This is a genomic window from Neoalteromonas facilis, from assembly GCF_002807665.1.
GTDB classification, from domain to species: domain Bacteria; phylum Pseudomonadota; class Gammaproteobacteria; order Enterobacterales; family Alteromonadaceae; genus Alteromonas_E; species Alteromonas_E facilis.
On sequence record NZ_PEAY01000001.1, the window covers coordinates 572,686 to 595,207 of the forward strand.

The following is a 22,522-nucleotide window of genomic DNA, read 5'->3' on the forward strand; positions in this document are numbered from 1 at the left end:
ATTAAATACCTCTTACACCTAGCCAGGGTTTAACGTCTGAATAACGAAAAACAGGCCCATCTTTGCACACGAAAAATGGGCCTAACTGACAATGTCCGCATAATCCTTGGCCACATTGAAAATTACGTTCCATACTCAAATAGATATCGTCGTCGCGCACGTTACGTTTTTGTAGGTATGGCATCGCCGATAGCATCATAATTTCTGGACCACAAATCATCACTGCACAATGAGACGGATCAAACTCAGCATCATCCAAAAGCGCCGTCACCATACCGAGTTTCCACTGATGCTTTTGCTTTTTCTCTTCGCTCGCAGCGAGTAGCACCTGACAATCACCCATCTCTCGCCATGCATCATACTTGGGCTGCCACAACAAATCGTTGTGATGTTTAACCCCTTGAAGAATCACAATGCGTCGATAATTATTGCGATGAGTAACCGCAAAATTGATGGCTGCTACGACTGGGGCACAGCCCAGTCCGGCCGTAATAAACACCAGATCGCGCCCTTCAAAATGTTCGAGTGGCCAGCCTTGGCCAAATGGCCCGCGTAAACCAACATGTGTATCAATGGGAAGTTGTAATATCGCTTCTGATACTCGCCCTACACTACGGATAGTGTGCAACAAAGCGCCATCTTGCCAGCCCATGATAGAAATGGGGATTTCACCAATGCCCATGACTGACAACATGTTAAATTGGCCAAAATGGAACGCAAACGGTTCCGTCTGATCCATCGCCAGATGCAAGGTTTCAAGCCCAGGACTTTCTACTGATTTATCAACAATACGAGCCTGCATTGGCACAAAGCTAGTCATGGGCCTCGCCCCCTAACATCAGGTTTACTTCTTCGACTAAATCAATTGCTGCGGGGCACCAATCAATGCAGCGACCACAGCCAACACAACCACTTCGGCCATACTGAACCTGCCAATTTGCGAGTTTATGTAATACCCATTGCCGATAATGCTGGCTGATTGCTGTGCGTATCGGTTTGCCGGAGATGTAGGCATGTTGTTCACTAAAACACGAATCCCAATAACGAACTTGACCATGCTCCCCCGTTTCAACGTCTGTTTCGGATTCTTGTTTTGAACAAAAACAGGTTGGACACACCGAGGTGCAGTTGCCACAGGCTAAACAACGTTCAGCGATCTTATCCCATTGGTCGTCAGATAAATGTTGCGTTAACTTTTGCAGATCCTCTGAAGTCGGCATTTGTCGCTGTTGGTTTGCGGCGTTAGCCAATTGCTGCTGCGCCATGCTCAAATGCGTTTGCTTCGCTTGCTGCGTGGCTAACTTCTCTATAATTTCATTTCCCGTCGGGCTCTTGGCCGAGATGAGATACCCCTCTTCTAATTCATCGAGTAAAACATCATATCCGTATGTCGCCTCTGGACCATCGCCTGTTGAGGTGCAAAAACAAGTTTGAGTACTTTGGCTACAATTCACCGCAACAATACATATTTGCGATCGCTGTCTAGCATAATGCTCATCGGCGTAGGGGCCATGAATAAAGTGCTGATCATGCAAATACAACGCTGCAATATCGCAACTTCGTGCGCCAATAAACGCCAGTTTTTGCACATCTTGTTGCGCAGGTTTAAACGTGATGCCGTGCTCAGTTTCAACCCCTGTCCACAAAGTTTGAGTCGGCTGAAACAACCAAGGTTTAAATAATTGCGGTCCAGTGTTCCAGCTAAAGCAACGTTGCTTATCGGTATGATGCAATTGGTATCGACCGGGCGCAGTTTCCTGCTCTACGCCCCATGGGAGTTGTTCAACGCCCTCGATAAAATCAAACACAATGGCGTCTTGCTTGACCTGCGGCGCAATCGTTGAATAGCCCAATGTTTTTAACACATTAAGCAAGTGTTCCAGTTCACTGCGCGGTATGAATAGCTTGGTCATGGGGTGTTCGCTCTAGGATCCATTTAGCCACGGCATCTACCCCTTCGCCAGTTTTGGCTGATACCAGTAATACCGGGCAACCCGGGTTTAAATGCGAAATATCATGAATGACTTTTTCAACATTAAAGTCTACATAAGGGAGCAAATCGGACTTATTGATCAATACAAGATCACACTGGCTAAACATATGTGGATACTTAACCGGCTTATCTTCTCCATCCGTTACCGCCATAATCGCAATGCGAGCCGATTCGCCTAAGTCAAACAAAGCGGGACAGACCAAATTCCCTACATTCTCCACAAACAATAAACTGTCCGTGGTAAGGGCTAGCGTTTCCACACCAACGCTGATCATCTCTGCATCGAGGTGACAACCTGTTCCAGTATTGATTTGCAGCGCTTTACCGCCAGCGTTGATGATACGTTGAGCATCATTGTTACTGTTTTGGTCGCCTTCAAGAACCGCCACTCGCTCGTTGTCAAAGTATGCGTTTCGCAACAGTGTCTCTAACAAGTGTGTTTTACCAGCTCCAGGGGTGCCCATAACATTAATACACACCACCTGCTGATGCTGAAAGTGGTGTCGGGTTCGCGCAGCGATATCATCATTCCCATCCAAAATTGCTTGCTGTAAGTGCAAGGTATGAGCGCTTTCTTTGCGCGTAATCGTCTCAGGTATTTGACCGCTACCCGGATTGACGACACTGGCTTTATCACTACTACATCCACAATGAGTACACATTATTCACACTCTATTTCCGTTAAATTTAATTCCTTTCCGGTCAAAAACTCACATTCGTAACTGCCACAGCAACACGCTTCACCATAGCCTGCAACTGCATGTTCATCGCCACATTGTTTGCACCGCACCGTTGCCGGTACTCTACTAATCATCAATACAGCATCCGCCATACTTGAGTCTTCTTTAACCATGTCGAAACAAAACTGAAGTCGCTGTGGGTCAACGCAAGTCATTTGACCTATTTCTATACCAATTGTCTTAACCGTATTGAACCCTTCACTTTTGGCTACTGATTTCACCTTATCCAACAGCGCAGTAATAACCGATAACTCATGCATGCCAATACCTCATTACTAGCATATTCGTGGCAGCTGGATGCCGTAAGGAACATCTATCATGCGTTTACTGCCAAACGATGTATTGATATAGAGCAAACTTTTATTCGAATTCATCACTTGCCCAATTGCACGCGCATCCTGACCGCACTCATAACGTTGCATAGCTACTAATACATCATCGACAAGTTTACGCGGTACACAAAATACCGCTAAACCTTCATTGGCAAGAAACAGCGGATCCATACCCAGCAACTCACACACAGCTTTTGTCTGCCGACGAATAGGCAGCGAGTTCTCCTCCAGCGCGATGGAAACATCAGATGCATTGGCGATTTCGGCCAATACCGTTCCTACACCTCCGCGAGTTGCATCTCTCATCACTCGAATATCCGGACATTGAGCCACTACGTCAGCAATCATGTCGTTCAAGGCTGCGCAATCACTGACAATATCGGCATCAAATCCAAGCTCTCCGCGCGCCAACATTACAGCTGCGCCATGATCGCCAATATGACCATTTATGATGATGACATCCCCTGCTTTTGCCTCACTGACATCAATATTCACATGTTCAGGAATAAATCCTAATCCTGTCGTGGTGATGTATAGTTTGTCCGCCATGCCGCTTGGCACGACCTTGGTATCACCGGTCACAATCTTAACCTTAGCCTTTCTTGCCGCGTCTGCCATCGACGTTACAATTTGTTGAAGTTCAGCAATCGTTAACCCTTCCTCCAAAATAAAGCTTGCACTCAGGTAAGATGCAACGGCGCCGCTAACAGCCAAATCATTCACTGTTCCGCACACCGCCATTTTGCCTATATCGCCGCCAGGGAAAAACACCGGAGACACGACGTAACTGTCGGTGGTCATCGCGATTTTAGCGTTATTGCTGGTATTTACATTGAAGCTGGCAGCATCTTGTAATGTCGACTCAGGAGTGTCGGAAAATGCATTAATGAACACCTGTTGAATGAGCTCTGCAGATGCACGTCCTCCAGCCCCATGCGCCATGGTAACGATAGCTTCACGCATGTACTCTAACCTTATAGGTGTAATACGCAGCACAAGCACCTTCAGACGATACCATTAACGCATTGAGCGGCGTATCTGGTGTACATTCTCGATTAAATTTAGGGCATTGTGTCGGCTTTAATTGTCCCGTTAATACTTGCTCGCAGTAGCTGGATTGGGATGGTGCGCACCGGTTCGATACTGCGTACCGCCCACTGGCATCAAGCATTGCATACTCTTGGGTGAGTGACGTTACCGAATTGGGCACGCTGCCCAGGCCCTGCCAACTGTAGTCTGAATTGACAAAAACATCATGAATGGCCGCTTGCGCAATATCGTTACCCTCAGGGCTAACAACCCTTGCATATGCATTTTCAACCTCACAACGTGAGGTATCAATTTGTCTAATTAATTTGAGCAAGGCATGTAATATATCAACGGGTTCAAAACCCGAAATCACAAAGGGTTTTTTAAACGCCTTTGCAATGGGTTGGTATGCGCTACTACCAATCACGATACTGACATGTCCCGGCCCAATAAAGCCATCAATCACCACATTGTCCCGCTCAAGCAAAGTTTGCAAGGTTGGAATAAGGCGAATGTGGTAACACAAGAAGCTAAGATTCGTCAGAGCGCGCTTTTTTGCTGCCTGTATCGTTAACGCAATACTCGGCATGGTGGTATCAAAGCCAATAGCAAAAAACACAACTGATTTATCCCTGTGCGCATCTGCAATGCTCAGCACGTCCATAGGCGAATACACCACCCGTATATCCGCGCCTAGTGCCTTAACCTTTTGTAAATCACCCTTCTTTCCGGGTACGCGTAACACATCGCCAAAGGTCACCAGTATTGTATTGCTGGTTTCTGCGATAAGCGTGGCGTTATCGATAGCCTCTGTCGGCAATACACAGACAGGGCAACCCGGTCCGTGCACAAACTCCAGATTGCTGCTGATTAATTGCTCTAAACCATTTTGGAAAATGGCATGTGTATGACCACCACACACCTCCATTATTTGCAGTTTTCTGCCGAGACGTTGAGAAACACTATCAATGAGAGGGTTTAGCTCATCAATCAAAGGTGATACGAGCATTGGGGCTTGAAACTCTCGCCCATCAAACTCATTGCTGCTCATCTGCGCTCCTTAACAACTGCAATGTCTGAAGCGCTTCCTCTTCATCAATGAGTGCCATGGCGAATCCCACATGAACAAGGATCCATTGTCCAACGAGCCTGTCGTAACCGGTTCCCTTTAGTGCTAACAAGCCAACATTAACTTGGCGACGCACACCATCAGTTTCAGCCAATGCACTACCTAAGTTTTCATCGACAATTTCAATTATTTTGGCCGGTACACCTAAACACATTTTGACGTTATTCCCTATTTGCCGCTATTACACATTGCCCTAATGCGATCCCCGCATCATTGGTCGGCACATGTAGATGACTATAGACCTTAAAGCCGGCTTTTTCGAGACGTTCAGTTAACCCATTTAGGATAAGCATATTCTGAAAAACCCCACCACTCAACGCGACTTCTGAGCCAACATAGCGTTTCTGTGCGCTCACCTTTTCGACGACTCTGGCCCAACTCTCAACAAAACAAAGATGAAACCACAACGCTAATTCAGCTGATGTGTAGTGGCCCTCTGTTAAGTGCTTCAAGAGTGCCTTAAAAAACACGCTAGGGTCGAGTCGCCATTTCCCCTCTTTTTCAATGATAGAGAAACACACCAATGAAACCTTATTACCTATGTCTGACATCTGCTCGGCAAGGGCCTCAAGCTTCATCGCAGCCTCACCTTCGTAGCTTTGTTCCATTGGTGTAACGCACAACAAGCTTGCAACAGCATCAAATAATCGTCCAGCAGAGCTGGTTTGGGGAAACTGTTCAAATCGGTTAAGCAACAACGATAAATGTTCTTTATCAAGTGATGGTGGGATCCGCTCGCGTGTTAATGGAGACTTTAAAAAGTCCTCCCAAACGCCCGCATTCACCAGTAGTGCTATCATATTACGCCATGGTTGACGATTTGCAGCGTCGCCTCCGAGTAACGGAAACGAAGCTAAACCGCCTATTTTCGAGCATTCAGAGTAGTCACCTAGCAATATTTCTGCGCCCCAAAGGGTTCCGTCATCACCATAGCCAATGCCATCAAGCATGATGCCTAAGATAGGCGCTGTCACCTTGACTTGGTTGTCACATAAACATGCTGCGAAATGTGCATGATGATGTTGCACCTGTACCAATCTTAAACTGTATTGCTCAGCAAGTTGCCGCCCCAGATTGGCACTAAAATAATCCGGGTGTTTATCAATAACCACAGTGTCGATGCACACGCCATACAATAGCTTCATTGACTCTATTTGGGATTGAAGGTCGATGAAGTTTCCAACATCGGCCAGATCACCATTATGGCCCGATAAAATAACATCTCCCCCCAGCGTTATGGCAAACGTATTTTTAAAATCTGCCCCCAAGGCCAATATGTGCGACTGTTCAGACTTTTTGTATAGAGGCATCGAAATCGGCTCTGGTACGTATCCTCGGGCGCGGCGAATAAGCAGAGATCGTGAATTGCAGCAGCGCACAAGAGAATCATCTACTCTGTGCACTATATTTCGATTGTGCGATAGCCAACCGTCCACCATGCCCGACAACTGTTCAATGGCTTGGTCGATATCGATGCAAATAGGTTCCCCACGGGGATTGCCTGACGTCATCACTAGAGGCTCGTTTGTCGCTTGTAACAATAAGAAATGCAGCGGGGAGTAGGCCAACATTATGCCTATTTCATTTACGCCAGGTGCAATAACGTCAGGTAAAGGTTGAATACTTTGCTTTTTTGGGAGTAGTACGATCGGCGCCTCAGCCGCTTGCAACAAAGAGCGCTGCAATTCAGTGAGGGTAAAATACTGCTCTACTTGTGCAATATCCTTCATCATTATTGCAAGTGGTTTGGTGGGACGTTTTTTTCGCGAGCGTAATCGACTAATTGTGTCAGGTTTAAGTGCAGAACAAGCAATGTGAAAACCACCCAGACCTTTGATGGCAATGATGTCACCGCGACTAATTCGGTCAGCTGCTTCAACCATGATATTGTCGTGCTGAGTAACAAACTCACAACCAGAGCGATCATAAAAGGTAAGTGTTGGCCCGCAAGATTGACATGACAGCCCCTCTATATGAAAACGACGTGCGGCAGGATCTGCAAACTCATTTGAGCACGCCGTACACATCGGGAACTGTTCCATGCTAGTGTGCCCGCGGTCAAATGGCATGGTGCAAATCATCGAAAATCGCGGCCCACAGTTTGCACAAATTGTGAATGGATATTGATGAAAACGGCCAGTAGGCGTCTCAATGTCTAAGCGACAGTCTGAACATAGTGCGATGTCAGGCAATACATTTTTGCCATGCCAATTATCGTCACTTTGTACAATGTCAAAACTGGAGTGCTCAAAGCCTTCAATGTCGTATTCGATCTGAGTTGAATCGATACGTGCGACTTCAGGAAGTGCGGTGTTTAGTACGTCAATAAACGCCTGCGTAGCCCTATCACTTGCATGCAATTCAACTATAACGCCTTGTTCTGCATTCCACACTCGGCCCGTTAGCCCTAGATGATCGGCAACGCGTTTGACACAGGGTCGAAACCCTACGCCTTGAACTCGACCATTGAAACGGAGGCGTACCAATTGATCAGCTTCTTTTGGTTTTGACGTTGCGCCGAATCAATTTAATGCAAGCCCAAACTAACAAGGGCACGAGAACTAATGCATGTTCAGGATGTAAAAACCAGTGCAACCAGTCTAAAAAGACCGAATAGCGAAACTCTTCATGTGCCATCGCGGAATGAGAAGTTAACCCCATTGCTGCACCAAACCAATATAATTTCATGTATTGACTCCCTTAACGTCATCACACTGCACGTAATTGTGTTCAATCAAGCCTATTAATGTGTCACATACCTGTTTTACCGACGCTTCTACTTGTTCCTCTAGTGCGACAGAATAGTGCTCTACATCCGTCACATTGACACACACTAAATCAACCATTGGAACCTTGTCTAAATATACTGGCAACATGCCTAATAACGTAGTGACATCGCCACCATGGGCTTTGTTAACATTTGCATTTGCCGGTAAACGCCCAATCACATCAGGGTACAGCGTTACCTCCCCAGTATTATTGTCACGTTTCATAATATCGATAATAACCACATGGTCGATGTCTCTGAACAACGGCAGCAGGGTCATCCCCCCTATTCCGCCTTCGATAACGTCAACATTTGCAGGTAAAAAATAATGCTGTAATTGCTGGAACACACGATGCCCTAACCCGTCATTGCCGTGCAATAGGTTGCCAATACAAATAAATCGAAATGATGTGTTGTCCATTTACAAAGAACGTTCGGTAAAACAATAGCCTAACGACGTGACTAAAAAGTAGCGTTGATTTGAATCAATCACAAATTAAATATGAAGATCGGGGTTGAAATTGCGTCAATTGCTACAAAACATAAGTACCTTGAGACCAGATTATTACAAATCAAGATAGATAGACTGGATCATCCGGCACTAATTGGAGATTCTGGTTGATTAACACAACAAAAGACCTTGAGGGGAGAGAATGAAAAAACTCAGTAAGATAGCCGCGGTAGTTTCGCTGGCAATTATGGGAACCGGAATTACATACGCACACAATCATAATGCCACACCCGTCTCAACTGAATCTCAGGTAAAGGAAGCCCAAACAGAGTCAGAAAAAGCCAATGCGCTTTTTGAAGAAATTTTTATGCAAAGCGTCATGCGCAGCCCAACATATCAAGCGTATTTAGGCATTAAAAAAGATCAGGATAAATGGGACGATATTTCAGAGCGCCGTGCACTTGAAGATCTTGCCATTACAAAAACCAATTTGGATCGCGTATTAGCGATTGATGTGTCTAAACTGGACACGCAAACCAAGGTCAGTTGGGAGCTCATGAAACAAGGTCTTGAGGAAGACATTGAAGACTTTAAATGGCGCTTATACAACTACCCCGTAAACCAAATGTTTGGTATGCATTCTGGGGTTGCTTCATTGCTTATAAACCAACACAGGATCTCTGACGTAAACGATGCTAATGCTTATATTAGCCGTCTAAATGCCCTACCCAGCTTGTTTGAGCAACTTATCGTTAATCTAAATGCCCGAGCCGACAAAGGTATCATTGCACCTAAGTTCGTTTACCCGCACGTGATCAACGACAGCCAAAACATTATTACTGGAGCCCCTTTTGATGACGGTGAAGCCAGTACTTTGCTCGCTGATTTTAGCGGCAAAGTGAACAAGCTTGAAATTGCAGACGAAGAAAAATCAGCACTGATCAATTCAGCCACTGAGGCGTTGACCAACTCGGTTAAGCCAGCGTATGAAGCTCTTATTACCGCGGTTAAGGCCTTAGAAGCCAAAGCAGATAATAAAGACGGTGCATGGAAATTTCCTGAAGGTGATACCTACTACAATGTCGCCCTTAAACGCACTACAACGACCGACCTTACGGCGAACGAAATCCATCAGATTGGCTTAAATGAAGTCGAACGCATCCATAACGAGATGCGTGAGATCATGAAAAAAGTGGGCTTTGAAGGAAACCTGCAAGAATTTTTCGTGTTTATGCGTGAAAGTGAACAATTCATCTACCCGAGCACTGAAGAAGGCCGCAAGCGCTATTTGGATGAAGCAACGGCTTGGATTGATAACATGAAAACTCGCTTGGATGAATTGTTTATCACCAAGCCAAAGGCTGATCTCATTGTTAAAGCGGTTGAACCTTTCCGTGAAAAATCAGCAGGTAAAGCCTTCTATCAACAGCCTTCAATGGATGGTAGTCGACCGGGCACCTATTATGCGAACCTGTATGATATGGCGTCGATGCCAACCTACCAGATGGAAGCCCTTGCCTATCACGAAGGTATTCCAGGTCACCACATGCAAATCGCCATTGCGCAAGAGTTGGAAGGCATTCCTAAGTTCCGTAAATTTGGCCGCTACACAGCCTACACTGAAGGATGGGGGCTATATAGCGAGCTAGTACCAAAAGAAATTGGGTTATATGAAGACCCCTATTCCGACTTCGGTCGTTTAGCCATGGAGTTGTGGCGAGCATGCCGATTAGTTGTTGATACCGGCATACATGCCATGAAATGGACGCGCGAAGAAGGTATTGATTATTACGTCAACAATACGCCAAACGCGAAAGCTGACGCCGTCAAAATGGTTGAACGTCACATTGTAATGCCAAGCCAAGCCACTGCGTACAAAATTGGTATGCTAAAGATCCTTGAATTGCGCCAAAAGGCCCAACAAGCAATGGGTGATAAATTCGACATCAGACAGTTCCATGATGTGGTACTTGCCAGCGGCCCAGTACCATTAAATGTACTCGAACAGTTTGTTGACGATTACATCGCAAGTAACAAATAACGAACAACCGTTGTCAAAAAGGGTGCAGTGAAATATTCACCGCACCCTTTTTTCTACAAAACAGCATTCAACTCAAATCTAAATACGCCCAAATGAGTATCAAACTTCTTAGGATCCGAGGCATCTCGATTAGATGTAAAATATAACCATTGCTTGTCCTGTGTTACAAACGGGCTTCCATCAACACCTGCAAAATTAACCGTTGGGCCTAGATTTTCTGGTTTTGACCAACCATTTTCCGTATTTCTGGACAAATATATATCGGAAACGCCAAGTGCCCCCTCTTCATACATTCTGACGAATAACATGAAGGACTCATCCGGTGAAATGTAGGCGTCAGACTCCAATAAGTCAGTATTAATATTGCCACCTAACTTACGCGCAGGTTGATAATTTCCCTCAACCCATTCAGATACATACACGTCCATACTGGTTTGTTCATTTGCTCTAGAAAAGTAGAGATTTCCAGAGTGAGTTAGCACTGGATAGAACTCTCCACTGGTTGTATTGATAGTGTCAGGGAAACGTTTCGGTGCTGACCATCCTGTTGAGGTTTTAGTCGAATAATACAAATCTCTATCTTTTCGCTCAGCATCTCGGTCAATTGCGAGTTCGGCGCAAAACGTTAATGTCTGCCCATCTGGAGAGATTTGTACGTCCCCTCCCTTAATGCTTTTCCCACCTAATAATAAAGGTTGAACGTCTACGACTTTACCATCATCAAGTCTTGCTACCATCAATTGACGCGATGAAAAATCAGAAGCAGCTCTTGTGAAATACATAGTGCTGCCATCCGGTGAAATACTAGAGCCATAATCAACAGTGGCGTGATCATTTAGAATAGGCTCTATGGCATGGTGAGTAATACCCGTAGCAAAAGAAGTGCCCCATGCTGCACAACCAGCCAAAGCGAATGCAATACAGGCATTGTGGTAGCGAGATTTGATTTTGAACATGCTTTTGACCCTACAATCAGTAAAAGAATGCTTAACCTATCGATTTCAAATCAAGATATTGTAATGTTCGGCTGAGGTTTACACATTTGAGGCGAAGAACAGCAGTTGAAGGCTAAGCAAAGCCATGTTTTCACTTAATCGCTGTTTACTGAGTGGGGATCGGGTCCACAAACTTAAGTAAGTTGTTTGAGGTGATGCGCAATTCATAAGCTTGCATGATGTCATCCACATCACCTTCTAAAATTAATTGTTTAATACGTGAATCAAAGAATGTCTGTAACTCAAGTGCTTCCTCAATAACCTCATCAGAGGAACTCAGAGCAAAATAAATCGGTGCCTCAGAAACGCATCCCACCACTTTCAATTTTGCGTACTTACCGTCTTGTTTAGCGACATACTGACTGCTATGTAAAGTAAACATAAAGGTTTCAACCCGATCTTTCTCTAACATTTCAATTGCGCGCGTAATAAACGTATCGCTATAAGGAATAAATGCGACCTGGCTAGGGTGACTCAGTACAAAACTATTCAGCTCCTCAACAGACGTATCCGTTGCAATCAAGACTCTAACCCCTGCAAGTGACTCTAAGCCTTGGTAATACCAATCAAAATCCTTTAGAGAAATAAAACACATTTGCTGTGTTCCTATAGGGAATTGGGGGTACGTCAGATCGGGGGCTTCTTTCTTAGCCGGCGAGAGTAAAACTTGATATTTGCCTTGTCTGACATATTGAATGGCTCTGGACCAAGGAAAATAATCGATCTGTAGAGTATATGCTGAGCCCTCAAACACGCGCTTGACGATGTCTAACACATATCCATTTTGACTGGGATCTTGAGGACAAATTTGAGGACACCAATCAATTGCGGCAATTTTTACAACTTTTTCCGTCGTATCTTGTGCATACGCGCTGCCCATCCACTCAATTTTGAGCGCAACAAGCAAGAGGAAAATAATTATTACCTTCAGCGTATTCATAATATCCTTATAGACAACAGCGCGTGCAATAAACGCCACGTCACTAACTAAATATGGTTCTGATGTATACGTTCGTCAAATCAGACGTTAAACGTTACATGCATAAAGGTGTGCGTCAAGGTAATTACACGGTATGTATTGATAAATGCGTAAACGCTGGTGATGGTATAGGTATTGTAGACGATTAGAACTTTGTCTGGGGAAAGCATAAATGGCGGAGTGGACGGGACTCGAACCCGCGACCCCCGGCGTGACAGGCCGGTATTCTAACCAACTGAACTACCACTCCGCATCAGGGGATTCAAATAATGGCGGAGCGGACGGGACTCGAACCCGCGACCCCCGGCGTGACAGGCCGGTATTCTAACCAACTGAACTACCGCTCCGGCGATTATTTGATAAATTGACAGTGGCGGAGCGGACGGGACTCGAACCCGCGACCCCCGGCGTGACAGGCCGGTATTCTAACCAACTGAACTACCGCTCCACAATCATCAATTAAAACAATGAGTTACTGAACTTAAGGTAAGTCCCCTTCCCTCATTGCGGCGCAGATGATACGGGTTACACTGCAATGAGTCAACGCTTTTTTGACGCTTAATGGGCGTTACTGAATCAATTGATTGATAAACCACCAAAATTCGCAATTAAACGGAATTTTAGCTCAAATTTACGCCATTAAGACTTTTTCGAGGGCAATAGTGACTTGAGCTTGCTTAACAATGTAGGCTTGCTCTCGGCTGGTGTTTCTTGTGACTCTTCAGACGATTCATCCGCTGCAGGTTCAGCATCCTTAGCCGCGTTAGCTGACTTAGGCGATCTATTCATCCACCAGTACACCCCGCCGCCTACAGCTCCCAATAGAATGATGCCACCATTGATCGCCAATACCCAAAACACAACATCAATTTCTGTCGCTTCTGCGCGATGCTCATCAGGGACATTTTCAGTCGTACTGATAACCGTTTCGGGTGTCACTTCTGATGTTGCTGCGGTTTCTACAACTTCGGGTACAGGACTTTGGTACACAAAAGTATATTCGGGCACGTCTAGGATAAAATCACGGCCATTGATGGTTTTGCCGTATGCGGTTAGTTTGACCCTGAATACACCATCTTCGAAGTTAACAATTGGGTGTTGTCTAACATCATCGCTCAACTCCGTGAGTGAGAAATTCTGGATATCACCATTGGGAAAGCGAATTTTGCCATCTACCAGCAACGACGAAATATCGACCAAATCTCGCTGCACATCGATCAACAGTTTGTGATACCCCTCCTTCTCATCGGTAAATTCTACATTTATGATTACCGGATTGGGATGAAGCACGAGTGGAGGATCGATCTGTTCGCGCGTAAACATAGGTGTGATGACACGAAATACGGGTTGCCATTCCCCTGCCGCAATGGCCAAATTAAATTGACCCGTGAAGGTCCCATCCAATGGTGCTTCGTCCATTCCCAGTCCATTATCAACGAAGGTTGCTACAATTTCGCTGTCTGCCCCAAAGTTATTGTAATTGGGGTTGTTGGTACTGCTAAATTCAATCGACAATTCAACTACATCGCGAAATTCACTGTAATTGATCGGCTCTTCACCATTGGTAAGATAGGCTGTTTGCTTGAGTATTTCCCCCGAAAAAATCATCGGCGGTAATGGCTCTGCATGCAATCTTATATCCGAAAGCACCATGACCCGACTATTCGGCAAAATTTGTCCTACCGCCTGCCACGGACCGGGAGTTGGGTTTTTAATACTGATCATGTCATAGGTGTTAGCGTCGTACCAAAACACCGATTCACCATCAGCCTGTGTAGAAAAGATCTTCGATCCGTCGGGTCTAACCAGTACAACAGGTGCCGAACCAAACTGTCTAAAGAAAACTAGGGTTATTTCATCGACTTCATAGTCGATACGGAAACGATTTTGCAACAATTTAATACTGTTGTGATATTCATCTCCGAGTGTCGTTAAAGGCGAAGGGGCTTCCTCTTGTCCCTCTGCTTGTGGAGAAGTTTGTGCGCTAATAATTGAACAATAAAAAATGGCCACCAAGCAGGACAGTGCCAGTAGTGTTCTATGAAAAGGGGATGAGCTTCGCTTAAACCACCAAAAGGTCAATCGACATTCCTATATGTTCAATGGCGCCAAAGACACTTACCTGATTTTTCTACAATATCCAGACGCGTTTCGTGCATAGCTAATTCATCGGCAGAAGCGCGAATAACCTTTAGGTTCAATCCATTACGATCAATAGGGCGACGACCGTCAATGGAAGCGCCTCCGTCTTCATTTTGATTTTGATTGGCCAAATTTAAGGCTTTTTGGCCGCCTGTCATCATTAAATAAACATCGGCCAGAATTTCCGCATCCAGCAACGCGCCGTGCAAGGTTCGATGACTATTATCGATTCCGTAGCGCTTACATAAAGCATCTAGGTTATTTTTGGCTCCAGGATGTATTTTGCGCGCCAATACTAAGCTGTCTAATACGCTGCAAATATTAGCTGTACGTATTTCAGTTACGCTTGGTGTCATGGCAAACTCCCAATCCATGAAACCTACGTCAAACGGCGCATTGTGAATAACCAGCTCAGCCCCTTCAATGAACGCCACAAATTCTTTTGCGATGTCTTCAAAGCGGGGTTTATCCTGCAAAAACTCATTAGTAATGCCGTGCACATCAATCGCTTCCTGTTCAACCTCTCGCTCTGGATTGATGTACACATGGAAGTGATTACCCGTGAGCTTTCTGTCTACCAACTCAACACAACCAATTTCGATGATCCGGTGTCCCTCTTTGGGATCAATACCGGTTGTTTCAGTATCCAGTACAATCTGGCGCATAGGATAAGGACTCTTATTTCTCGACTATTTGCGATAGTATACCCAACACTAATCGTGACTCCACGCTGTTCGTTAGAAAAATCGAAAATTCATATTAAGGATCTTAACTGAATGAAACTGGTTCAGCTTTATACTGATGGCTCTTGTCTGGGTAATCCAGGCCCTGGGGGCTATGGAGTAGTACTTATTTTTAACCAACACAGAAAGGAATTGAGCCAAGGATTTCAACACACGACAAATAATCGCATGGAGCTTCTGGCAACCATCGTCGGCTTAAATTCTCTCAAGCATCCCTGCCAAGTAGAGTTAACTACTGACAGTCAGTATGTCAAAAATGGCATCAACCAATGGATCCACAACTGGAAAAAAAATGGTTGGAAAACCGCCGCTAAAAAACCGGTTAAGAATGTCGACCTCTGGCAACAGCTAGATCAGGCTATTAGCAAACATAACGTCAACTGGCATTGGGTCAAAGGCCATTCAGGTCATCCTGAAAACGAACGTTGCGATGAGCTCGCTCGTGCGGCCGCAGAATCATCAGATTTGCAGCCGGATCAGGGCTTTTGTGAAGAGTCTTAATCCCACGTTATGATGACTTTTCCTTGGGTTTGATTACTCTGCATACGCTGATGAGCTTCATTTATGCTGTTAACCGGTAAAATGCTATCAACCGGCACAACAAGCTCCCCGGTAGTGAAATGCGCAACCATCGATTGGCAAAAACTCTTCACTAAAGCGCGTTTGTACTCAACCGAACGATTTCGCAATGTTGATCCCACCATGGTTATTCGCTTCGCTAGCATCTTAGCCATATCTATTTGCCCTACTCGTCCGCCTAACATCGCCAAATATATGATTCGAGCGTCTAGTGAGGCGACATTGAGATTTCCAGCGATATAATCTCCCGCTACAACATCGACAATAACGTTTGCTTGCCATTTCAGCTGCTTTAACTGGATAGCAAAATCTTGTTCTTTATAGTTGATGAGGAGCTGTGCGCCATACTCTTTGCATTGTGCAAGTTTGTCTGCGCTGGAGGCCGTACATGCCACATCGCAACCAACAAGCTTAGCGAGTTGAATAGCAGCGAGTCCAACACCACTGGCCCCTGCATGGATCAGTACTCGTTCTTTGGGTTTTAAATCTGCAATACTAAACAGCGATTGATACGCCGTTAAAAACACTTCTGCCAAGCCTGCGGCCGTTACGATTTCCATTCCCGATGGCACTGCAATCGCTTGCTTGGCATCGATTAACGCATATTCTGCGTATCCACCACCCGCGACAAGACCGCACACAGCATCGCCAACCTGCCAATTACTGACATCTGCCCCCACTGATATCACTTCACCGCTGACCTCTAGTCCAAGTACTTCACTGTCACCTGGCGGAGGGGGATATTTGCCTTGGCGTTGCAAAAGGTCAGCGCGGTTTAATGCAAACGCAGTAACACGGAGCAGTAGTTGCTCGTTCCCCACTGCTGGCACTGCCATATGTTGAATTTGAAGATCTGAGCCGGGTTGTTGGCTATCGTATGCTATATATCGCATCTGATTGGGCATAAAATCTCCGCAGTTGAGGTTAAATGTACGGTATAATCAGCGTTTTCCATTAAATACGAAAATTATGCCTGCCACAATTATTCTAGCTGCCGATCGAGAAAAGTCACTGCTTCGCAAACATCCATGGGTTTTTGCCGGAGCCGTTGCAAAGATAAAGGGACGCTGTCAACTTGGAGACACCGTTGATGTTGTATCGGCTAAAGGTCAATGGTTGGGGCGTGGCGCGTATTCCCCTCATTCACAGATCCGCGTCCGCATTTGGACCTTCAACCAGTCTGAAAGTGTAGATAATGCATTCTTTTGCCGTCGCCTAGAGCAAGCTCAAACGCAGCGACAGCACGTAATTGAAACTTCTCAAACTAATGCCTATCGACTGATCGCAGGTGAATCCGATGGTTTACCGGGCGTAACCATTGATGTGTATAAAAATGTTGTGGTTTTGCAGCTTTTATCAGCAGGCGCAGAAAAGCACAAAGACAAGATAGTATGGGCGGTTAAACGCTTTTATCCAGAAGCTATTATCCACGAACGCAGTGATGTAGCCGTTAGAGAAAAAGAAGGGTTAGCACAACGTGTCGAGACGTTAAGTGGAACGCTACCCGACGAAGTTGTGATTGAAGAAAATGGTGTTTCGATTATTGTTGATTTGATCAATGGCCATAAAACCGGATTTTACCTCGATCAACGTGATAATAGGCATGTGACTGCCGGTTATTGTAAAGACAGACACGTACTCAACTGTTTTAGTTACACCGGAACATTTGGTTGTTATGCATTAAAATACGGCGCAGCTCATGTTACCCATGTAGATGTTTCACCCAGTGCTTTAGAAACAGCTAAACGCAATGCTCAGTTGAATGGTTTTTCGGATGCTGAAAACGACTTTGTGCAACAAGACGTATTCCAACTGCTAAGAGATTATCATTCTCAGCAGCGACAGTTTGATACCGTTATTCTGGACCCACCCAAATTCGTTGACAGCAAAGCTTCTTTGTCACGTGCATCACGTGGATACAAAGACATAAACCTTTACGGTATTCATGCAGTGAAACCCGGTGGGTATTTAGCGACCTATAGTTGTTCTGGCTTAATGCCTGCAGATCTTTTTCAGAAAATTGTATCGGATGCTGCGTTGGACGCTAACCGAGAGCTCAAGATCCTGCAGCGCCTTTCTCAAGCGCCAGACCACGCCACTTCTGGCAACTATCCTGAAGGGTATTATTTGAAAGGTTTATTATGTCAGGTGTTTTAACCACGCAATGCGTGGTTATTTCATTTCGAGTATTTCTACCCCAACGACACAGCTAGACTCTCCCTCCGGTTCGCACCTGACAACTTTCGCTTTGGCTGATAATGAGGGAATTTGACTACTTGTGGACTCAATGGCTACCGATACAAGCGTACCAAGTTCAATAGAAGATTCGCCGACTTCCAACGACATGCCCGTGGCGCTGATGTCTCTGCAAATAGCCTGTATCGTGCGGCTCGATTCATCATCGTTTAATATCAATTCGCACGGAGAGTTCACCATCATTCGGAAAAAGTTGCGCTTATCGTCGTATCCCAGCATTACTGCATCTCCTGACTGTTTAGCTGTGTTGGTCCAGCGTGACAGATAATTGTTTCATCAATTTGCTTCCCAAGTTATAGGATGCAATCCAATCAATGTCAATGACTTGAAAGTGAACATCTAATGACAGCACACAACCAACAAGTTAGCTTTCTGATTATGCAAGAGATTTTAAATGATTCTCTATTCGCTTAGCCGAAATAGGCACTCGTGTCCCCAATTGTTGAGCAAACAATGATACGCGCAATTCCTCGATTAACCAGCGAGTTTCAAGCAATTCCGGTGACACGTTTCGCATTCTTTGCCGCTCGTCTAACAACTTTGAGTACTGTTGAGTGATCTTTTCAATTGTCAGCATATTGACCCGATCTCGGTTTATATCAACCTTGAGTTTTTCAATTCGGTTGGCAAGCCCATTGATATAGCGCTGCCAATCTTTGATGCGCGAGACACCAATATCAGACACAAAACCGGGATACACCAAAGTGGATAAATGCGCTTTAACATCGGCCAACGCATGCACAAGTTGAAAGTCAATTTTCCCTTTGAGTTGCTTTTGAATTTGAGCTGCGACAACCAATCCCTTTTCGACTTGGATAGCCAAGGCAAGTACATCTTCATTTATATTGGCTCTAGCATGTTCACACAGTGCATCAAACTGCGATTGACTGCGCACAGTACTATGCCCGCCGTACATATCAATCACCATGGCATCAATCGCTGCACCCACACAATCATCAATTAGCGCAGCAATCGAACCAAATGGATTGAAATACAATCCAAGCTTCGATTTGTTGGGCAGTTTCTGTTGTAAATGTTTGATTGGTGAAGGTATTACGCATTTGACCAGTGCGGTTATACCCGCCCTATGTGCTTCATGCGCTTCTTGTTCCGTATCAAACAGTTTTATATCGACACCTTGCTTAGCTGCCACCAAGCCTGGATAGGCCTGCACTTCAAATTGCCCTGTTTTACGCGAGAACTTTTCGGGTAGTTGTTCGAAATCCCATTGCGTTAATCCTTCGCGCTCAAATTCAGGTGTTGCGGCTTTATTTAACGTATCTTGAACCTGGCCTTGTAGGCTTTTCTGTAGCTCTACCAAGTTGTCGCCACGTGCCAAAACCTTGTTGTTTTCATTCACAACACGAAAATGCATGCGCAAATGTACTGGCAATTGAATATCAATAAAGTCTTCTGCAGTAAGCAAGGTTCCCGTCATTCTCTTGAGCTGCTCAGCAATAGCCGGTATTAACGGTTGTTCAGGCGAAACCTGTTTATCTGTTAACGCCGCTAGCACCGCGGTCGCATAATCAGGTGCAGGTACAAAATGTCGGCGCAAACGTTTTGGTAAGCCTTTTATCAAGGCCACCACGAGCTCATGACGCAAACCCGGCACCAACCAATCAAAGCCTTGGTTTTTAATTTGATTTAAAAGTGGTAACGGTATTACAACACTAACCCCATCATGCTCAGCGGCTGGATCAAATTCATATTCAAGGGGCAGTACCATATCCCCTTGGCGCCAAAACGCGGGGAATTGAACATCAGTATTGTCGGCAACATCTGAACGGCTAATATCTTTGCGACTAAATTGCAGCGCTGCTATGTTTTCCGAGGACTGTTGTCGGTACCATTTTTTGAAGCTCGCTTCACTGACGATATGCTCTGGAATGCGGGTAAGATAAAAGTCGACCAACTCATCTTCTGATACTAATAAATCACGTCGTCTCGTCTTTTGCTCTAATTCATCAATGTGCTCTACCAACGCATGATTATCACGTAAAAACTGATAGTTTAACTGCGTGTGTCCATTGACTAATGCCTCGCGAATAAATAGCTCATGGCATATCACTGGATCGATGTTGCCATAATTCACAGAACGTTTAGCGACAATGGGAAGACCGAGTAAAGTAACCCGTTGGAATGCCATCACGGCACCACGTTTCTTCGACCAGTGTGGTTCGCTATAACTCGATTTGACTAAGTGTGGAGCTAAAGGCTCAATCCATTCCGGTTGTATCTTGGCAACGACACGAGCAAACAGTTTGGATGTTTCAACTAATTCGGCTGCCATTACCCATTTAGGGGTTTTATTCGCGATTCCGGAACCTGGAAATATCATGAATTTTGCGTTTCGCGCGCCGGTATAAACACGATCTTTGTCCAATTGGCCCACGTGTGACAATAAACCGGTCACAATGCTTTGGTGGATCGCGTCATACTCAGCTGGTGTTGAGTTTAGGCGTAAATCTATGTTGACTAATGAATGTTTGATTTGGCTAACGATATCCTGCCATTCGCGCATCCGCAGATAATTAATAAATTGCGTTTTACACCACTTACGCAGTTGATTACTCGATAATGCTCGCTGTTGAGATTTAAACCCATTCCACAGATTCAATAGTGCGATGAAATCTGAACTTTCATCGTGGAATACTTTATGCGCTTCATCTGCCTTTTGTCTTTTATCCTGTGGTCGCTCTCTCGGGTCTTGTATCGATAAACCCGCCGCAATAATCATCACCTCATTGACAGCATCGAAGGCGCCCGCAGCGAGAACCATTCGCGCATAACGGGGATCGATTGGAAGACGGCTTAATTGTTGTCCAAGTGGACTCAACACTGGCCCTTTTTTACTCGGCGTTATCGCTTGCAATTCTTCCAACAATAAAAAACCATCTTTAATGTTGCGGCTATCGGGGGGCTGAACAAAGGGAAACTTTCCAATATCACCTAACCCTAACGACAACATTTGTAGGATAACTGATGCGAGGTTTGTTCTGAGTATTTCAGGATCGGTGAACTCAGGACGACCTAAATAGTCTTCTTCACTGTATAACCGAATGCATATACCTTCAGAAGTACGTCCGCATCGCCCGGCGCGCTGGTTAGCGCTTGCCTGAGATATTGCTTCAATCGGTAAACGCTGCACTTTACTGCGTGCGCTATATCTTGAAACCCGAGCAAGTCCAGGGTCTACCACGTATTTTATGCCGGGCACGGTTAAGGACGTTTCCGCTACGTTTGTAGCGAGTACAATTCGACGCCCTGAGTGCGCTTGAAAAATACGGTTTTGTTCACTAGCACTCAGACGGGCGAATAAAGGAATAATCTCAGTATGACGATATTGCTGTTTTAGTAGCGCTTCTTGCGCATCACGTATATCGCGCTCGCCACTGAGAAATATCAGAATATCACCGGGAGCTTCACGCATGAGCTCATCGACAGCGCCAACAATCGCATCCATTAAATCGCTGTCTTCTTCAGGTGCGTGATAACGAATTTCAACAGGATACGTTCGTCCACTGACTTCTATCATTGGCGCATCATTAAAATGCTTAGAAAAGCGCTCAGGGTCGATAGTCGCTGACGTGATGATCAACTTAAGTTCAGGACGTTTATCCAGTAACTGTTTTAAGTAACCCAACAAGAAATCTATATTCAAACTGCGTTCGTGAGCTTCATCAATAATGATCGTGTCGTATTGATTGAGAAAACGATCATTTTGCATCTCAGCCAGCAACATACCGTCCGTCATTAACTTGATATACGTAGACTCGCTAACGTTGTCACTGAACCTGATCTTAAACCCTACGTGCTCGCCAATTGGCGTTTCCAACTCATCAGCGATTCGAGACGCAACACTTCTCGCAGCAAGCCTACGTGGTTGCGTATGAGCAATCATCCCGCGCGTTCCCAACCCCATTTCAAGGCACATCTTAGGCAACTGAGTTGTTTTGCCAGAGCCGGTTTCGCCCGCGATAATAATGACTTGATTGTTGGCAATTGCTTGTTGAATTTGTTCCTTTTCTCGACTGACTGGCAAGTCTGGATAATGCACATTGGGAATGTTTTGTTTACGTAATTGCACACGTTGAACAGATTTAAGCAAGCGAGACGATAAAGCACGCCAGCGCGCGTTTTTCTCCAAATCTGCCGATGAAGCTTTTTTCAAGGAGGAATGCAGACGGGAATATTCGCGTGATAGACGATGAGCATCAACTAGCGCACACTCAGGCAGCAATGCGCTTACCTGGTCAATAGATAAGGTTTCATCGAAGTTATCAGGAATTGACGTGTCAGTAGAACTCAATCGGCACCCGTTAATGATTTAATAGGTGCGCGAT

20 protein-coding genes and 3 tRNA genes are annotated in these 22,522 nt (G+C 45.2%); 3 read left to right on the forward strand and 20 right to left on the reverse strand.

The window, feature by feature from the left end; translation table 11 throughout:
- Position 1: 1 nt before the first annotated feature.
- From CSH93_RS02575 to CSH93_RS02620, 10 genes are read right to left on the reverse strand one after another with little or no spacing between them, the layout of a single operon-like run.
- Entirely contained in the window at positions 2 to 820 is an 819-nt protein-coding gene (locus CSH93_RS02575; protein ID WP_100641647.1) for an FAD/NAD(P)-binding protein, read from the reverse strand.
- Positions 813 to 1,913 carry a 4Fe-4S dicluster domain-containing protein gene (locus CSH93_RS02580; protein ID WP_100641648.1) on the reverse strand — a complete coding sequence of 367 codons (1,101 nt, stop codon included), beginning with the start codon at positions 1,911 to 1,913 and terminating at the stop codon, positions 813 to 815. Before CSH93_RS02580 ends, CSH93_RS02575 begins: the two co-directional genes overlap by 8 nt.
- Positions 1,885 to 2,655: a hydrogenase nickel incorporation protein HypB gene (hypB, locus tag CSH93_RS02585; protein ID WP_100641649.1), complete on the reverse strand. Its 771-nt coding sequence runs from the start codon at positions 2,653 to 2,655 to the stop codon at positions 1,885 to 1,887. Before hypB ends, CSH93_RS02580 begins: the two co-directional genes overlap by 29 nt.
- A complete protein-coding gene (locus CSH93_RS02590) occupies positions 2,655 to 2,993 on the reverse strand; it encodes a hydrogenase maturation nickel metallochaperone HypA/HybF (RefSeq protein ID WP_100641650.1) in 339 nt (112 codons plus the stop codon). The genes hypB and CSH93_RS02590 overlap by 1 nt, the downstream gene beginning before the upstream one ends.
- Positions 2,994 to 3,008: 15 nt before the next feature.
- Positions 3,009 to 4,028 (reverse strand): hydrogenase expression/formation protein HypE, encoded by a 1,020-nt coding sequence (gene hypE, locus CSH93_RS02595; RefSeq protein WP_100641651.1) that lies wholly within the window; start codon positions 4,026 to 4,028, stop codon positions 3,009 to 3,011.
- On the reverse strand, positions 4,021 to 5,145 hold the full coding sequence (gene hypD / locus CSH93_RS02600) for a hydrogenase formation protein HypD (RefSeq protein ID WP_100641652.1): 1,125 nt from the start codon (positions 5,143 to 5,145) through the stop codon (positions 4,021 to 4,023). Before hypD ends, hypE begins: the two co-directional genes overlap by 8 nt.
- Positions 5,132 to 5,377, reverse strand: coding sequence for a HypC/HybG/HupF family hydrogenase formation chaperone (locus CSH93_RS02605; protein ID WP_100641653.1), 246 nt, complete (start codon positions 5,375 to 5,377; stop codon positions 5,132 to 5,134). The genes hypD and CSH93_RS02605 overlap by 14 nt, the downstream gene beginning before the upstream one ends.
- A 7-nt stretch (positions 5,378 to 5,384) precedes the next feature.
- Positions 5,385 to 7,709, reverse strand: coding sequence for a carbamoyltransferase HypF (gene hypF, locus CSH93_RS02610; protein WP_100641654.1), 2,325 nt, complete (start codon positions 7,707 to 7,709; stop codon positions 5,385 to 5,387).
- A 4-nt stretch (positions 7,710 to 7,713) separates the two neighbouring features.
- A complete protein-coding gene (locus tag CSH93_RS02615; protein ID WP_100641655.1) occupies positions 7,714 to 7,911 on the reverse strand; it encodes a hypothetical protein in 198 nt (65 codons plus the stop codon).
- Positions 7,908 to 8,411: a hydrogenase maturation protease gene (locus tag CSH93_RS02620; protein ID WP_100641656.1), complete on the reverse strand. Its 504-nt coding sequence runs from the start codon at positions 8,409 to 8,411 to the stop codon at positions 7,908 to 7,910. Before CSH93_RS02620 ends, CSH93_RS02615 begins: the two co-directional genes overlap by 4 nt.
- 232 nt (positions 8,412 to 8,643) lie before the next feature.
- Between CSH93_RS02620 and CSH93_RS02625 the strand changes: the two genes are divergently transcribed.
- A complete protein-coding gene (locus CSH93_RS02625; RefSeq protein ID WP_100641657.1) occupies positions 8,644 to 10,482 on the forward strand; it encodes a DUF885 domain-containing protein in 1,839 nt (612 codons plus the stop codon).
- A 53-nt stretch (positions 10,483 to 10,535) separates the two neighbouring features.
- Here the strand turns inward: CSH93_RS02625 and CSH93_RS02630 are convergent, their stop codons facing one another.
- From CSH93_RS02630 to dnaQ, 7 genes are all read right to left on the reverse strand, one after another.
- On the reverse strand, positions 10,536 to 11,438 hold the full coding sequence (locus CSH93_RS02630; protein ID WP_100641658.1) for a TolB-like translocation protein: 903 nt from the start codon (positions 11,436 to 11,438) through the stop codon (positions 10,536 to 10,538).
- A 145-nt stretch (positions 11,439 to 11,583) separates the two neighbouring features.
- Positions 11,584 to 12,417, reverse strand: a complete 834-nt coding sequence (locus CSH93_RS02635; protein ID WP_100641659.1) for a substrate-binding periplasmic protein — start codon at positions 12,415 to 12,417, stop codon at positions 11,584 to 11,586.
- A 212-nt stretch (positions 12,418 to 12,629) separates the two neighbouring features.
- A tRNA-Asp gene (locus CSH93_RS02640) sits at positions 12,630 to 12,706 on the reverse strand.
- A gap of 20 nt (positions 12,707 to 12,726) precedes the next feature.
- Positions 12,727 to 12,803: transfer RNA gene (locus tag CSH93_RS02645), tRNA-Asp, on the reverse strand.
- Between the two features lie 24 nt (positions 12,804 to 12,827).
- Positions 12,828 to 12,904, reverse strand: a tRNA-Asp gene (locus tag CSH93_RS02650).
- Positions 12,905 to 13,095: 191 nt separating this feature from the next.
- The gene (locus CSH93_RS02655; RefSeq protein WP_420807239.1) at positions 13,096 to 14,463 is read right to left on the reverse strand and encodes a TIGR03503 family protein; all 1,368 of its coding nucleotides are present in this window, start codon (positions 14,461 to 14,463) and stop codon (positions 13,096 to 13,098) included.
- 92 nt (positions 14,464 to 14,555) lie between these two features.
- Positions 14,556 to 15,263, reverse strand: a complete 708-nt coding sequence (gene dnaQ / locus CSH93_RS02660; RefSeq protein ID WP_100641660.1) for a DNA polymerase III subunit epsilon — start codon at positions 15,261 to 15,263, stop codon at positions 14,556 to 14,558.
- A gap of 111 nt (positions 15,264 to 15,374) precedes the next feature.
- Here dnaQ and rnhA point away from each other — a divergent pair, with 111 nt between their 5' ends.
- The gene (rnhA, locus tag CSH93_RS02665) at positions 15,375 to 15,842 is read left to right on the forward strand and encodes a ribonuclease HI (protein WP_100641661.1); all 468 of its coding nucleotides are present in this window, start codon (positions 15,375 to 15,377) and stop codon (positions 15,840 to 15,842) included.
- On the opposite strand, the gene CSH93_RS02670 is transcribed toward rnhA, so the two are convergent.
- Positions 15,839 to 16,825 carry an NAD(P)H-quinone oxidoreductase gene (locus tag CSH93_RS02670; RefSeq protein ID WP_100641662.1) on the reverse strand — a complete coding sequence of 329 codons (987 nt, stop codon included), beginning with the start codon at positions 16,823 to 16,825 and terminating at the stop codon, positions 15,839 to 15,841. The genes rnhA and CSH93_RS02670 overlap by 4 nt on opposite strands.
- Positions 16,826 to 16,889: 64 nt before the next feature.
- Here CSH93_RS02670 and CSH93_RS02675 point away from each other — a divergent pair, with 64 nt between their 5' ends.
- Positions 16,890 to 18,077: a class I SAM-dependent rRNA methyltransferase gene (locus CSH93_RS02675; protein WP_100641663.1), complete on the forward strand. Its 1,188-nt coding sequence runs from the start codon at positions 16,890 to 16,892 to the stop codon at positions 18,075 to 18,077.
- 15 nt (positions 18,078 to 18,092) lie between these two features.
- Here the strand turns inward: CSH93_RS02675 and CSH93_RS02680 are convergent, their stop codons facing one another.
- Both CSH93_RS02680 and hrpA read right to left on the reverse strand, forming a co-directional pair.
- Positions 18,093 to 18,395: a PilZ domain-containing protein gene (locus CSH93_RS02680; RefSeq protein ID WP_100641664.1), complete on the reverse strand. Its 303-nt coding sequence runs from the start codon at positions 18,393 to 18,395 to the stop codon at positions 18,093 to 18,095.
- Between the two features lie 157 nt (positions 18,396 to 18,552).
- Complete coding sequence (gene hrpA / locus CSH93_RS02685) at positions 18,553 to 22,488, reverse strand: ATP-dependent RNA helicase HrpA (protein WP_240615471.1); 3,936 nt, start codon at positions 22,486 to 22,488, stop codon at positions 18,553 to 18,555.
- Positions 22,489 to 22,522 lie beyond the last annotated feature (34 nt).

Excerpts from the sequence above, each read along its gene's own strand:
- CSH93_RS02575 (WP_100641647.1), bottom strand. The coding sequence starts at position 820 with ATGACTAGCTTTGTGCCAATGCAGGCTCGTATTGTTGATAAATCAGTA.
- CSH93_RS02580 (WP_100641648.1), bottom strand. The coding sequence starts at position 1,913 with ATGACCAAGCTATTCATACCGCGCAGTGAACTGGAACACTTGCTTAAT.
- hypB (WP_100641649.1), bottom strand. The coding sequence starts at position 2,655 with ATGTGTACTCATTGTGGATGTAGTAGTGATAAAGCCAGTGTCGTCAAT.
- CSH93_RS02590 (WP_100641650.1), bottom strand. The coding sequence starts at position 2,993 with ATGCATGAGTTATCGGTTATTACTGCGCTGTTGGATAAGGTGAAATCA.
- hypE (WP_100641651.1), bottom strand. The coding sequence starts at position 4,028 with ATGCGTGAAGCTATCGTTACCATGGCGCATGGGGCTGGAGGACGTGCA.
- hypD (WP_100641652.1), bottom strand. The coding sequence starts at position 5,145 with ATGAGCAGCAATGAGTTTGATGGGCGAGAGTTTCAAGCCCCAATGCTC.
- CSH93_RS02605 (WP_100641653.1), bottom strand. The coding sequence starts at position 5,377 with ATGTGTTTAGGTGTACCGGCCAAAATAATTGAAATTGTCGATGAAAAC.
- CSH93_RS02615 (WP_100641655.1), bottom strand. The coding sequence starts at position 7,911 with ATGAAATTATATTGGTTTGGTGCAGCAATGGGGTTAACTTCTCATTCC.
- CSH93_RS02620 (WP_100641656.1), bottom strand. The coding sequence starts at position 8,411 with ATGGACAACACATCATTTCGATTTATTTGTATTGGCAACCTATTGCAC.
- CSH93_RS02625 (WP_100641657.1), top strand. The coding sequence starts at position 8,644 with ATGAAAAAACTCAGTAAGATAGCCGCGGTAGTTTCGCTGGCAATTATG.
- CSH93_RS02630 (WP_100641658.1), bottom strand. The coding sequence starts at position 11,438 with ATGTTCAAAATCAAATCTCGCTACCACAATGCCTGTATTGCATTCGCT.
- CSH93_RS02635 (WP_100641659.1), bottom strand. The coding sequence starts at position 12,417 with ATGAATACGCTGAAGGTAATAATTATTTTCCTCTTGCTTGTTGCGCTC.
- dnaQ (WP_100641660.1), bottom strand. The coding sequence starts at position 15,263 with ATGCGCCAGATTGTACTGGATACTGAAACAACCGGTATTGATCCCAAA.
- rnhA (WP_100641661.1), top strand. The coding sequence starts at position 15,375 with ATGAAACTGGTTCAGCTTTATACTGATGGCTCTTGTCTGGGTAATCCA.
- CSH93_RS02670 (WP_100641662.1), bottom strand. The coding sequence starts at position 16,825 with ATGCCCAATCAGATGCGATATATAGCATACGATAGCCAACAACCCGGC.
- CSH93_RS02675 (WP_100641663.1), top strand. The coding sequence starts at position 16,890 with ATGCCTGCCACAATTATTCTAGCTGCCGATCGAGAAAAGTCACTGCTT.
- CSH93_RS02680 (WP_100641664.1), bottom strand. The coding sequence starts at position 18,395 with ATGCTGGGATACGACGATAAGCGCAACTTTTTCCGAATGATGGTGAAC.